Raw genomic sequence first — 13,043 nt, 5'->3', positions numbered from 1 at the left:
ATACCGCGCCGGGCCGGGCGCGTCAACCGCGCGAGCATTCCCCGTTGATGCAATCGGTCGTGGTTAGATCGAAGGCGTACTCGTAGCTGATCAGCTGCCCGTTCTCGGTTCCGCGCCAGCCGGGTTCGTCATGGGATCGCTCGCTCAGCTCGCTGCTCTTCCGGAAGGAGTTGACGAAGTCGGCGGTCTTCTGCAAGATGATCCTCTCCCTCTCCGAGAACACGCCCAGGTCGGCATCGCGCAAGGCGACGATCTTCTCGGCAGAGGTTTCCCCGATCTCATGCTCCTCGACATCGAGCGACTCCCCGTCCACGAGCGCAGCCAAAAGCGCCTCATGCCCATGGACAATGGGGCCGTTCGGAGCATGGGCGTACCGCAAGCCGCTCATGGAACGGGAGGTTTCCGCGAACGCCGTGAAGTCGGCATAGAACATCGTCTTGAAGAACCGCAGCTTGAAGAAGTGCTTGCAACGAGATGCGAAGAACACCGCCATCTCGCGAGCGCGATCCACATCGAAAGCGCGAAAGCCGGTGAGCTCCGACGCATCCGCCGGGTTGAGCACGAGGGAGAAATCGCCTCGCACAACGGCATACTCGAAGCGAGACTCCCGACCTCGAGCGAGCTTCTCCCGTGCCCGTTGCTCAGCGCGTCCGCGCTGCGCCGCAGGTATCTCGGCTCCCTTCTCGGCCAGAAGGTCGAGCATCGCATGAGGGTCGGACGCGGCGCGAATCGCCTGATCGATCTGCCTGGTTTGCACGCCTCCGTTCTCGTATCTGCTCAGGGTCGCGCCGCCGAGCCCGAGCAGCTTCCCGAAAGAAGCCTGCGAAAGGCCGTAAGAATCGTAGGCATCTCGAATCTGGGAAGCGGAAAGAAGGCCCTGACCCTCCCGATACGCCTCGTACGCGCGGCGCAGATTGGCGCTTTCGACCCGCTCGTCCCCGATGCGCCCTCCGCACTCAGGACAGGTGAGCACCACCTGGTCGACATCGACCCAGGCATCGCGAACTTTCAGATGCTCGGCCCTCGTCTCCTCGCACGCCGAAACCTCGCGCGCGCAGGTGGAGCAATAGGTTTCGAGAATCTCGGTCATGATCGACCCTCCTTTAGAGGATAGGAAAGCGGACGCTCGCAAGGATGTATTGACACGCAGACGCAGCCCATGCCATCGGCTCGATAGCCAAACGAGGTCTTAATGTACAACTCCAACTCCTCGCCTTCCAGCTCAACCGTTTTGCCGAACTTCCACACGTCCGGACGGCCAAGCTGCTTGTCGTCGCAACAGGGGCCATCAGAATAATCGTCGGCAACGAGGCTGGTCAAGATGTCCCGCACGTCTTCGAGAAGCAAGCCGTAACGACGAAGAAAGCCATAGTTCTTGTCAGGCCCTTGGGAGCGATGCGCCACTTCGAGCCAGTTGCCCGCATATGTTTTCATGAGCATAAGGTAGCGGGCTACCCCTGCGCGAGATGCTACCTCATGCACGATCGGCCTCCTCAAATCGTTATCAAATGATAACATTTTGAGGAGGTTATTGATAGACTTTTCGCTTGCCTGCTTTTCCAAAATCCGACTCCCGTCAACCAAGCGCAGAAGACGAGGTGCTTCCAAGCTAACAACGGCTTCATCGATCTTGCAAAGCTAACGATCGTTTGCTAAACTGCTTTCATTGACTAACGTTCGTTAGCTTTATGAGAGAAGGGGAGCACCATGACGACGACGGCTCGGCAGGAACGTAACGTGCCTTCCCTCGCAAGGGTCTCGCGCGGGTTCGCGCTGTTGATGAACTGGTTCGACGGGGTATGCTCCATAGTGTGCGGCGGGTTCATGGCGCTGAGCGGGCTCGTCGCCCTGCCCGTCAGCTGGAACGACGTCATGCCCATCGAGTTCCTGGGCGTCCTGCCCTTGCCCGAGCCGCTCATCGCCACGTGGTTCTGGCCGGGAGTTGCGCTCGCGCTGGTGAACGGCGCGCCGAACATCGTCGCGCTCGCAATGCGCTTCCGCGGTAAGCGGGCGGCGTCGTACCGGTGGGGCATCGCGGCGGGCGTCCTGCTCATCGCCTGGACGGCGTTCGAACTCGCCTTCATGCCGAACGGCCTCTCCGCATTCTACCTGGCGCTCGGCGTGCTGCAGGCGGCCGCGAGCTGGCACGCGCTCCGCACCTGGGAGGACGCCGCATGACGCCCCGTCGCAACACCAAGGAGGACATCCTGCAGGCATCGCTGCGCCTGTTCGCCCGCGCGGGGTTCGAGGCGACCGGGATGCGCGAGATCGCAGCCGCCGTGGGCATCCAGCCGGCTTCGGTCTACAAGCACTTCGCCGGCAAGCAGGCCATACTGGACGCCATCGTCGAGCGCATGGACGAGCGCTACGATTTGACGGCCGCCGCCATCGGAATGCCCGAGGGCGGTATGGACGAGCAGACGCGCGGCTACGCGGCCACCCCGGTCGCGCAGATGGCGGACCTCGGCGAGGCGATGTTCCGCTACTGGACCGAGGACGAGTTCGCCACCCTGTTTAGACAGATGCTCACCGTCGAGCAGTACCGCACGCCCGAGCTGGGCGCGCTCTACCGCCGCTACTTCATCGAGACGCCGCTCGCATGGCAGGAGGGGCTGTTCGCGTCCATGATGGAAGCAGGCGCTTTCATGCGCGACGACCCGAGGCTGCTGGCGCTGGAGTTCTTCGCGCCGCTCATGCTGCTCATCCAGGCCGCCGACGGCGCGGCCGACGCGGCCGACCGCGAACGCCTGGTAGACCTTGCGCGCCAGCATGTGACGCGCTTCGGCGAACGCCACGCGTGCGCGCTGGGCGCGGAAAGGCCCGAATAGGCGGCGAGCCATCGGTTCGGCAACAAGGGCGAGACGGTTGCAGGCGGAGGGCCGGGCGGCTTCGCGCGCGCGGCATACTGGAGGGCGCTGCCGTCCAGAAAGCTGATCGCCCATGCCTGTCGATTCCATCCTCGCCACTGTCGCCGTGCTGGCCGTGTTCGTCGGCCTGTTGGCGGCGCTCTGGCTGATGAAGCGCCGCGGCGTCGGATTCACGCCGCGGGTGTTCACGGCGCTGGGGCTGGGCATCGCGCTGGGCGTGGGCATCCAGCTTGCGCTCGGACGCGGCAGCGACGCCGCCTCCGCAGCGCTCGACTGGATGGCCGTCGTGGGCCAGGGCTACATCGCGCTGTTGAAGATGCTCGTGATGCCGCTCGTGTTCGTGGCCATCGTGGGCGCGTTCACCCGCACGAAGGTGACGGAGAACCTCGGCCGCATCAGCGCCGTCGTGCTGGCGGTGCTGCTGGGCACCGTGGCCGCGGCGGCGCTCACGGGTTGGGCTGCCGTCGCGCTCTCCGGCCTCGCGGGCGCGAGCTTCACCGATGCGGGAGCGGGCGCGAGCGCCACGAGCCTCGAGGCGCTGCAGGCCGACCAGCAGCAGGTGGCGAACCTCACGCTGCCGCAGATGATCCTCTCGTTCATCCCGATGAACGTGTTCGCCGACCTGGCCGGCTCGCGCTCCACGTCCACCATCGCCGTGGTCATCTTCGCCGCCATCGTGGGCGTGGCCTACCTCAGGCTTCGCGCACGCGGCGAAGGCGCGGCCGACGTCTCCCCCGCCGCAACCGCCGCCGCGTGCGACCAGGCCGACTTCTTCAAGCGGCTCGTGGACAGCCTGTACGGCATCGTCATGCGCATCGTGGCGATGGTGCTCGCCCTCACTCCCTACGGCGTGCTCGCGCTCATCGCGCACGTCATGGCCACGAGCGACTACGCGGCGGTGCTCGACCTGGGTAAGTTCGTGGCCGTGTCCTACGGGGCGCTCGTGCTCATGTTCCTGGTGCACTGCCTCGTCCTGCTGGGGAACCGCGTGAGCCCGCTCGCCTACGTGCGCAAGGCGTTCCCCGTGCTCAGCTTCGCGTTCGTGGCGCGCTCGAGCGCGGGCGCGGTGCCGCTCAACATCGAGACGCAGACGCGCGCCCTGGGCGTGGACGAGGCCACGGCCAACTTCGCCGCCAGCTTCGGCATGTCCATCGGGCAGAACGGGTGCGCGGGCATCTACCCCGCCATGCTCGCCACCATCATCGCGCCCACCGTGGGCATCGACGTGTTCTCGCCCACGTTCGTGGCAGGGCTCGTAGCCGTGGTGGTGATCAGCTCGTTCGGCGTGGCAGGCGTGGGCGGCGGCGCGACGTTCGCCTCGCTCATCGTGCTGGGCACCATGGGGCTGCCCATCGAGATCGTGGGGCTTCTGGCCTCGGTGGAGCCGCTCATCGACATGGGCCGCACCGCGCTCAACGTGAGCGATTCCATGGTGGCCGGCGTCACCGCATCGAACGCGGTGGGCGCCCTCGACCGCTCAGTGCTGCGCGACCCCGAGGCACGCGTGAGCAGCGACGGCCACGCGGGGTTGTAGGCGAAGGGAGGCGAAAGGGCCAGCGCCTTACCAGTCAACCTCCTCGTACACGAACCCTTGCTTCTCCAACCGGTCGAACAGCTCTTCGGGGGTGACGGCCTCGACGGACGACGAGCGGAAGTCCTTCACGTTGCGCGTGACGATGTAGTCGGCCTTGATCTTCTCCGCGCACCGCGCCACCAGGCAGTCCTCGAAATCGCCCCACCGCGCAGCAAGCGCCTTCTGCGCATCTTCGGCCGATATGCCGATGAGCTGGAGAAACGACAAGTTGTTCTCGATAAGGTCCTGCGCGCCCTGGCTTCCGTAGTCTTTGCGCAGAAGGTAGTAGATATCGGTGAGCATGTTGACGCTGATGTACGTGTTGGCCTCGCCCACCACCCCCAGCAGGCACACCCGGCGCGACAGCTCGTAGAACGGCTCGCGGCGGTCGATATGGTCGATCACAATGTTGTTATCGAGCACCAAGTCCATAGCGGTCCCTCAACCGTGCGTCGCGTATCTCCTCGTCCGTCATGCCCGACGAGCGCTTGGTGTGGCAGGCGTCGAACGCCGCAATGCGGCGCTTGATCTCGTCCCGGTTCGGCTTGTCCTGCTGCTCGAAGGGAAGCGCATCGTGCTTCACCGCGTAGTCGAAGAAGCGGCGCACGGCCGATGAGGGCGTGTAGCCGTAACGCTGCATGACCGCCGCCCCCTGCTCCTTCACCTTGCGATCCAAGCGAACGGTCAGAACCGATTCCAAACCCTTCTCTCCCATGCCGTCACCTCCTTAGGTATTACTTGTAATACATTCTAGCAGAACCGAAGGGGAACGGCAAGATGGAGCAGCGCCACTCCCTCAGCCCCGCTCCCCCAGCATCCTCCGTAGCTCGGCCTGCACGCTTTGGTCGACGTTCGTGCCGATCACGCGGTCGGCTATCTGCTTGATGGCGTAGCGCGCGTTGCCCATGGCCACACTCATGCCGGCCATGCGCAGGATCTCGTAGTCGTTCATGGAGTCGCCGAACGCCATCATCTCGTCGGCCCGTATGCCGTGGGCGTCGAGAACCTGGCTCACGCCGGTGGCCTTGCTCACGCCGCGCTGCATGACGTCGATCCATTTGCGGCCGGACGGAGCGAACACGAAGTCGTCGTCCAGCTCGCGCGACAGGATATAGGCCATGTCCATGACGTCCTCGTCGCAGTACACCGAGGCCTTCAAGATGCTCACCTGGGGCGACGGCACCGCGTAAACGCGCACGGGATTCGGCAGGTTCTTGTCCACCTCGCGCTCGAACCGCGCCTCGTCATCCAAGAGGTAGCTGCGCGTCTCGTCGAACAGCGCCAGGTGCATGGTGTCGAAGAGGTCCACCACGCGCGCCAGCCGTTTCACGGCGGCGTGCGAGAACACCTCCAGGTCGACCAGCTCTCCCTCCACGATGACCTGCGCGCCGTTCGACGCCACGAAGTCCATGCAGTCCACGATGGGCTCGAACAGCTCGCACAGCGTATCGAAGCGCCGGCCCGACGTGGCCGCGAACCGCACGCCCTCCTCCCGCAGGCGCAGGATGAGCTCGTACGTGCCGTCGGGCACGCACTCGTTCGCGTCGAGCATGGTGCCGTCCATATCGCTGGCGATGAGCTTGAGCATGATGCCTCCTCCTTCGTTGGGGTGCGGCCACGCGGGCGGCGGCCTGCGGGCGGAGCCGCACCGTCCGGGCCGTTCGCCCCGCAGCCTCCGCTTTCCCGGTCATTGTACGGCCCGCCTCCGCCCCGTACCGTCTCTCCACCGATACTTTGCAGGAATTTGAACAAGCCGACAACTGGGCAGCCGGCAGGCAGCCCCGCGGCACGGCCTGGCTTCGCATGGGGCGCCTCTGGGCGTCAGCCCCTTTCGAATCCTGCCAGCTCGAGGCCGCGGAAGGCAGCGTACTGCTCGGCGAGGGCGCGCACCTGCTGCTCGCCGACGGCGTTGTCCCACCAGTCCGCCCTCACTTCAAGGCCGGCCCCCTTCTTCTTGGCGGTCCACGTGCCCGCCACCTCGCCGCGGCGCACGATGGCGCCCGGATTGGCCACCGTGCGCCATATCCGGCGCTGCAGCGCCTTGTCCGGCTGCAGAACGGCGCGGTCGCGCTGGTCGAGGTAGGGATCGTGCGCGGCCAGCAGCAACAGCTCGCGTTGCGGCGGCTCGGAAGCCATCAGTCGCTCCCGGTCGGCGGACAGGACGTACGCTTTCTTGCCCAGAAACCTCACCGGCTCCATCTCGTCCGAGGCCGCCCTCCACAAGCGGCGCGCCTGGGCGCCGGAGCATCCCAGCCACGCGGCCAGCCCACCGGGCGCGGTCGGCCCGTAGCAGTGGAGGAACTTCCGCACCAGCTTGCGAGCCGCCTCCGGATCAGGCTCCAGGGGACGGCCGAGCCAGGTGCGAAACGATGAGAACGCAGGGCTCGTTCCCTCCCGCGCGCCGAACACCACCAGGCCCTTGAAGGAGCAGGGACGCAGCAGGAAGGACACGGCCGCGCCGCCCACCGTCTGCTTGTCGGGGCTGCCGTACATCGACGGCTCGTTCCACAAGGAGCGCTTCCGCGCAGGCAGCAGCGGCTCCATCCACGCGGCCAGGGTTTGGTCGAGCGCCGCCTTGCCTACCACCGCCCGTCCGTCCAGCCGGGGCATGACCTGCTCAAGCAGGGCAAGCAGCTCGTCGAACCCCACGCCTAGGAAGTCGAGCGCCAGGCCGATGCCGCGCGTGTATATCCAGGGCTCGTCGCCTTCCGCTGCGAGCGCCGACAGGAACGCGGCGCCGTCGGCCGTCGGGAACACCATGGGCGCGCCGCGGAAGCTCCACGCCTGCAGAAGCGTCCGCTCCTCCAGCAGCATGCGGTCGCGGTCAGCCGCCCCGCACGCGGGCACGCGGTTGAAGAGCGCGGCCTCCCACGCGCCAGGAGGCGAGTTCTGCATGCCACAGGCGCCCACCGCCGCGAGCGCGTCGTCGCGGCCGTAGAACGCGTCCAGATGGTGCGCCTGCAGCCTGAAGTTTCGCACCTGCCGCGCGTCCAGCTCCAGCTCCGCCATGCGACGCTCCTTTCGCCCCCGCTTCCCGCACTCGCTCGCGCGACTCCAACGCACCTTACCAAATCAGATGCCGCTTGTCCTGCCGAAATATAAAACCGCAGATCATTGGCTTCCGCAACCTCAGCGTGCGCGAAAAAAAGCGAAACGCACCCTCAAGGTGGTGGAGCGGGCGGCCCCGCAACGGCACTATGGGGGCACCGAAACGGAGGGGCGGGAGAACGCGGGGCGACCTATTCCGCACGCCTGCAAGCAAGCCGGCCGGCGAGCTCGCGCATCGCAGCCATGGCACCGTCGCGTTCGGGTATGATGCTTACCGATAACGAAAGGAACCTATCATGAGCTTCGCCGACAACCTCGTCTACCTGCGCCAGCATTACGGCGTGACACAGGAGGGCCTTGCCGAGCAGCTGGGCGTGTCGCGCCAGACCGTCAGCAAATGGGAGGCCGGCACGAACTATCCCGAGATGGACAAGCTGCTGGCGCTCTGCGACCTGTTCCACACGAACCTCGACGATCTCATGCGCGGCAGCGTGCACGTGGCGAACAAGGGCGATACCGAGCGCTACGACCACCACATGAACCGCCACAGCCTGTCCATGGTGGCGGGCGTGGCGTTTATCTTGGCGGGCGTGGGCGTGCAGTCGGTCATCGAGGCGGTGGACGTATTCGGCGACAACTTCCAGGCGGCCGTGTTCTTGGCGTTCGTCGTGGTGGGGGTCATGGTGCTCATCATGGGTGCGCTCAACCACGGCGAGTTCAAGCGCCGCAACCCCTCCATCGAGCCGCGCTACCCCGCCGACGTGCTGGACCGCTTCGGCCGCCGCTTCCCCCTCATGATCGCGGGCGGCGTGGGTCTCATTCTGCTGGCCGTGATCTTCCTCGTGGGTGCTTCGCCCGACGATGCCTACGCGCTGGTAGGCGGCGTACATCTGGAAGAGCTGCTGCTGTTGCCGTTCATGCTCACCATCGCCCTGGGCGTGGGCCTCATCATGTGGGCCTGCCTGCAGAAGTCGAAGTACGACCTGTCCGAGCTCACCTACATCGGGCACCGCCGCGAGCTGGGGGCCGACTTGCCGTCCACGGCTGTGGTCAAGTCGCCCGAGCAGGTGCGTGCAGAACGCATCATGGGCGTGGCCTGCGGCGTTATCATGCTGCTGGCCTTGATCGTGTTCCTGGTGTGGGGCTTCGTGCCGCTGTTCAACCAGATCGGCGGCTGGGACGGCATCGACAAGTTCGCGCTGAAGGAGGCCATACGCTCGGGCCAGGGCGGGTTCGCGGTCAGCTGGATCGCGTTCGCCGTGGGCGGTATCCTGTGCGGCATCGTGTGCCTGGTGGGCAGCGTGGCCTTCAAGTCGCCGGACGACTGGATAGCCGAGGCCAAGCAGGAGGACGCCTGGCTGAAGTACGCGCAGAGCGATGCCAAGGAAGACCCCTGGGCCCGCGGCCCCGAGCAGCAGGAAAGCAGTCCCGACCGGCCGGCCTGGAAGTAGTCGCAGCGGACGCTTGCGCGGGCAGCTGCGGGTTCGGCGCCCGCAGCGCCCTACTCTCCTAGCTTCTCGGCGGCTTCAAGCCATTCTTCCTCGAGAGCGTCGATCTGCGCTTGCAAGTCGTTGATCTGGGCTTGGAAGTCGCCGAGCGCACTGAAGTCGGTGGGATCGGCAGCGGCCATCTGCGCGCGCACGTCCTCGATCCTCCCGTTGAGCGTCTCCGTCTTGCGCTCGTTCGACTGCATGAGCTTGCGCAGCGTGCGGATCTCGCCGCCGGAGAGGCGGGAGCTTTCGGGGGATGCTTCTGTCCCAGATAAGCCCGAATCGGCGGCATGCGCAGGTCGTTGACGTGCGGGATTGCCGGCCGCCATGGAAGAGGGGGAAGCGTCGGACAACCTCAAATACTCGTCCACGCCTCCCGGCAGGTGGCGCACCTTCCCGTCCAAGATGGCGAACTGGTGGTCGGTCACGCGCTCCATGAGGTAGCGGTCGTGCGTGACCAAAAGCAGCGTGCCCGGCCAGCCGTCCAGCAGGTCCTCCACCGAGGCCAGCATGTCGGTGTCCAGGTCGTTGCCCGGCTCGTCGAGGATGAGCACGTTCGGCTCGTCCAGCAGGATGAGCATGAGCGCCAGCCGGCGCTTCTGACCGCCCGACAGGTCGCTTACCGGCTCGTTCAGATCGGCACGCGTGAAGCCCAGCTTCTCCAGCAGCTGGCCGGGCGTCACCTCCTTGCCGTCCAGCATCGTGCGGCGGCTGTAGCGGCCCACCACCTGCCGCACGCGGTCGTCGCCGAAGCGCGCCAGGTCGTCCAAGTGCTGCGACAGCACGGCGAAACGCACCGTCTTCCCTATCTTCACCAGACCGGCGCTCGGCTTCTGCAAACCCTGGATCACCCGTAGAAGCGTGGTCTTGCCCGCGCCGTTCGCGCCCACGATGCCGTAGCGGTCACCCGGGCCGATGATCCAGTCCACGTCGTCCAGCACGGTGCGGCCGGGGCCGTCCTCGCCGTCGAAGCGCACGGTCATGTGCTCCAAGTCCACCACCTGCTTGCCCAGGCGCGCCATGGCCATACGCTTGAGCTCCAGCTCGTTGCGCAGGGGCGGCACGTCGGCGATGAGCTCCTGCGCCAAGGCCACGTGGAACTTCGGCTTCGTCGCGCGCGCCCGCGCCCCGCGCGAGAGCCAGGCCAGCTCCCGGCGCAGGTCGTTCTGGCGCTTCTGCTCGGCCAGCGCCGCCAGCCGGTCGCGCTCCACGCGCTGCATGATGTAGGCCGAGAACCCGCCCTCGAACGGGTCGACCACGCGGTCGTGCACCTCCCACATGCGCGTGCACACCTCGTCGAGGAACCAGCGGTCGTGCGTCACCACCAGAAGCGCGCCCGCGCCCTGCTTCCAGCGCGCCTTCAAGTGCCCCGCCAGCCACGTGATGGCGCGCACGTCCAGGTGGTTCGTGGGCTCGTCGAGCGCCAGCACGTCCCAGTCGCCGATGAGCAGCCGCGCGAGGTCCACCCGCCGCCGCTGCCCGCCCGAGAGCGTGCCCACGCGCGCGTCCCAGGGGATGTCCGCGGCCAGCCCCGCGATGATGTCGCGCACGCGCGCGTCGCCCGCCCACTGGTACTCGGGCAGATCGCCCACCACGGCGCGCTCCACGGTGTCGTCGTCGGCGAGCGCATCGGCCTGCCCCAGCACGCCCACGTGCACCGTGCCGTTCTTCAGCACGCGCCCGTCGTCGGGCTCCAGGGTGCCGGCCAGCAGGGCGAGCAACGTGGACTTCCCGTCGCCGTTGCGGCCCACGATGCCAATGCGGTCGCCCTCCTCCACGCCCAGCGACACGCTGTCGAACACCGTCTTCGTGGGGAATTCCACCCGCACCTTCTCGCAACCCAGCAGAAACGCCATGTGTCCATCCTTCTTCGCCAACGTTCGCTCCCCATGATAGCGAAACAGCGCGGGCGCGGCGTTCCCATTCGCAAAACTGCACGGACGCCGGCGGCCTCAACCAACGGTTACGTTACAATAGGACCAAGCCCCCGAACATTTCCGAAGGAGGCGTTTTCGTGGAACTCCTCGAACTCTCCCTGCTGATGCTGGCAACGGTGCTGCTCTCGTCCGTCATCGACCAGCTCGTGCCCAAGGTGTCGTCACCCCTCATCCAGATCGGGCTGGGCCTGGCCATCGCCGTGGTGATGGGCACGCAGATCAACATCGACCTCGACCCGAACCTGTTCCTGGTCCTGCTCATAGCCCCGCTTCTGTACGACGAGGCCAAGAACCTCAACAAGCAGGCGCTCTGGGAGAACAAGCGCCCCGTGCTGTCGCTGGCCGTGGGGCTGGTCATCGCCTCGGCGCTCATCGTGGGATTCGCCGTCAAATGGCTGGTGCCCTCCATCCCGCTGGCCGCGGCGTTCGCCCTGGGCGCGGCGCTCGGGCCGACGGACGCCGTGTCGGTGGCCTCGCTGGCCAAGCAGGTGAAGATTCCCGCGCGGTCCCGCAACATCCTGGAAAGCGAGTCCATCATCAACGACGCCTCGGGCATCGTGTCGTTCCAGTTCGCCATCGCCGCCGCCGTCACGGGCACGTTCTCGCTCGTTGGCGCCACCGCGAACTTCTTCTTCGCCTTCCTGGGCGGCATCCTCGTGGGCGTGGCGCTGGGCTACCTGGGCAACTTCATCGTGCGGCGCGTGCGGTCGTGGGGGCTCGAGAACACGACGTTCCACGTGCTGTTCGAGGTGTTCGTGCCGTTCATCGTGTACCTCGTGGCCAACGCCCTGGGCACGAGCGGCATCATCGCCGTAGTGGCGGCCGGCATCCTGAACGTCGTGTCGCCGCGCACCATCGGGCCGTCCGTGTCGCGCATGAACATCGTGTCGACGAGCGTCTGGCGCGTGCTGGCCTTCGCCCTCAACGGCATCGTCTTCGTGCTCCTGGGCACGCAGCTCCCCCGCGCCATGCAGCGCACCTGGGAGAACGTCACCATCGACAACGGCGTGCTCATCGGCTACATCCTGGGCATCACGGCGCTCATGCTCGCCGTCCGCTTCGTGTGGGTGTTCGCCATGGAACGGCTCCACCGGCAGCGCACCGGCCGCATGACCCTCGACGAGCTGCGGTCCACGGCCATCATGACCCTGGCCGGGCCGAAGGGCACCATCACGCTGGCCGTGGCGTTCACCATCCCCTTCTCCATCCCCCAACGTGAGCTGCTGCTGTTCCTGGCGTGCGGCGTGATCGTGGTCACCATGCTGCTGGCCACCTTCGTGGTGCCGCTCATAGCCCCGAAGAAGGAGCCCGAAGACGTGGAGCGGTTCGACGAGGAGCAGGCCAGCATCGAGATGCTCCGCTCGGTGGTGGAAGAGCTGGCCGCGCGCCAGACCAGCGAGAACCGCGCTGCCACCCAGATGGTCATACGCGCCTACAACGAGCGCATCGCGCATTTGAAGAACAAGGGCGACGTGACGAACGAGTCCATGACCCCGCTGCGCCTTCGGGCGAACCGATGGGAACACGACTTCGTGCTCGACCTGCTGGAGCGCGAGGAGGTCGACGAGCTGGCAGGATACCGGTACCTCAAGCGCCTCTCGCGCACGGAGAACCTGCTGAAGCACCATGCCGACCGCATATCGCTGCAGATCGTCTACCTGCGCCTGCGCACGCTCGCGCATGCGGGCTGGCACCGGCTCGTTGAGGCGCTGCCCGGCGACGACCTTACCGAGCGCGTCCTGGCCGAGCGCGACCTCCGCGTGCGCAGCAACGAGCACGTCATTGAGAAGTTGCAGGCGGAGCTGGCCTCCCCGACGTCCGAGGAGCCTGCCGAGCATTTGAGCGCGCTCTTGCTGGAATACCAGCGCCTCGTGCAGACGGCACGCGCCGCGAACCCTTCCATCACCGCGCTCGCCACCTCGGTGGACAAGGCGGCGGACATCAAGCGCGCGGGCCTGCGGCTCGAGCTCGAGGCCATCCAGTCAAGCTACGAGGACGGATCGCTGCCCCGCGCCTCGTACAAGCGCCTGCGCGAGAACGTGGCCCTCATGCAGATGGACCTGGAAGACAATTTGTAGGAGCGCCGGACGGAGCGCCGCCCTCCCCGGCCAAACGCCCCGTCCCGCTT

General features: G+C 66.5%; 12 protein-coding genes. 5 read left to right on the top strand and 7 right to left on the bottom strand.

The annotated features are described in order from the left end of the window. Window positions 1-22 precede the first annotated feature (22 nt). Both C1877_RS08655 and C1877_RS08650 read right to left on the bottom strand, forming a co-directional pair. Entirely contained in the window at window positions 23-1,090 is a 1,068-nt protein-coding gene (locus C1877_RS08655; protein WP_114568957.1) for a type II TA system antitoxin MqsA family protein, read from the bottom strand. Next, a complete protein-coding gene (locus C1877_RS08650; protein ID WP_147274536.1) occupies window positions 1,087-1,563 on the bottom strand; it encodes a hypothetical protein in 477 nt (158 codons plus the stop codon). Before C1877_RS08650 ends, C1877_RS08655 begins: the two co-directional genes overlap by 4 nt. 144 nt (window positions 1,564-1,707) lie before the next feature. On the opposite strand from C1877_RS08650, the gene C1877_RS08645 reads away from it, so the two are divergent. The 3 genes from C1877_RS08645 to C1877_RS08635 all read left to right on the top strand — a co-directional run bounded on the left by C1877_RS08645 (window position 1,708) and on the right by C1877_RS08635 (window position 4,401). Next, on the top strand, window positions 1,708-2,178 hold the full coding sequence (locus C1877_RS08645; RefSeq protein WP_041239070.1) for a hypothetical protein: 471 nt from the start codon (window positions 1,708-1,710) through the stop codon (window positions 2,176-2,178). After that, entirely contained in the window at window positions 2,175-2,828 is a 654-nt protein-coding gene (locus tag C1877_RS08640; RefSeq protein ID WP_114568955.1) for a TetR/AcrR family transcriptional regulator, read from the top strand. The genes C1877_RS08645 and C1877_RS08640 overlap by 4 nt, the downstream gene beginning before the upstream one ends. A 112-nt stretch (window positions 2,829-2,940) precedes the next feature. Next, window positions 2,941-4,401 (top strand): L-cystine transporter, encoded by a 1,461-nt coding sequence (locus tag C1877_RS08635; protein WP_114568954.1) that lies wholly within the window; start codon window positions 2,941-2,943, stop codon window positions 4,399-4,401. Window positions 4,402-4,428: 27 nt separating this feature from the next. Here the strand turns inward: C1877_RS08635 and C1877_RS08630 are convergent, their stop codons facing one another. The 4 genes from C1877_RS08630 to C1877_RS08615 form a co-directional block, all read right to left on the bottom strand. Next, the gene (locus tag C1877_RS08630; RefSeq protein ID WP_015539062.1) at window positions 4,429-4,872 is read right to left on the bottom strand and encodes a type II toxin-antitoxin system VapC family toxin; all 444 of its coding nucleotides are present in this window, start codon (window positions 4,870-4,872) and stop codon (window positions 4,429-4,431) included. Continuing rightward, a complete protein-coding gene (locus tag C1877_RS08625) occupies window positions 4,853-5,155 on the bottom strand; it encodes a type II toxin-antitoxin system RelB/DinJ family antitoxin (protein WP_015539063.1) in 303 nt (100 codons plus the stop codon). Before C1877_RS08625 ends, C1877_RS08630 begins: the two co-directional genes overlap by 20 nt. 81 nt (window positions 5,156-5,236) lie before the next feature. Beyond that, the gene (locus C1877_RS08620; protein ID WP_015539064.1) at window positions 5,237-6,028 is read right to left on the bottom strand and encodes an HAD family hydrolase; all 792 of its coding nucleotides are present in this window, start codon (window positions 6,026-6,028) and stop codon (window positions 5,237-5,239) included. A 233-nt stretch (window positions 6,029-6,261) separates the two neighbouring features. After that, window positions 6,262-7,449: a winged helix DNA-binding domain-containing protein gene (locus C1877_RS08615; protein ID WP_114568953.1), complete on the bottom strand. Its 1,188-nt coding sequence runs from the start codon at window positions 7,447-7,449 to the stop codon at window positions 6,262-6,264. A gap of 335 nt (window positions 7,450-7,784) precedes the next feature. On the opposite strand from C1877_RS08615, the gene C1877_RS08610 reads away from it, so the two are divergent. Then, window positions 7,785-8,939 (top strand): helix-turn-helix domain-containing protein, encoded by a 1,155-nt coding sequence (locus C1877_RS08610; RefSeq protein WP_015539066.1) that lies wholly within the window; start codon window positions 7,785-7,787, stop codon window positions 8,937-8,939. A gap of 50 nt (window positions 8,940-8,989) precedes the next feature. Here the strand turns inward: C1877_RS08610 and C1877_RS08605 are convergent, their stop codons facing one another. Further along, window positions 8,990-10,834 carry an ABC-F family ATP-binding cassette domain-containing protein gene (locus C1877_RS08605; RefSeq protein WP_015539067.1) on the bottom strand — a complete coding sequence of 615 codons (1,845 nt, stop codon included), beginning with the start codon at window positions 10,832-10,834 and terminating at the stop codon, window positions 8,990-8,992. 158 nt (window positions 10,835-10,992) lie between these two features. Between C1877_RS08605 and C1877_RS08600 the strand changes: the two genes are divergently transcribed. Beyond that, complete coding sequence (locus tag C1877_RS08600; RefSeq protein WP_041239077.1) at window positions 10,993-12,993, top strand: cation:proton antiporter; 2,001 nt, start codon at window positions 10,993-10,995, stop codon at window positions 12,991-12,993. Window positions 12,994-13,043 lie beyond the last annotated feature (50 nt).

The sequence above is a fragment of the Gordonibacter pamelaeae genome, assembly GCF_003340385.1.
Lineage (GTDB): Bacteria > Actinomycetota > Coriobacteriia > Coriobacteriales > Eggerthellaceae > Gordonibacter > Gordonibacter pamelaeae.
Note: the sequence above shows the minus strand (reverse complement) of the source record. Positions and strands in the feature narration are given on the sequence as shown.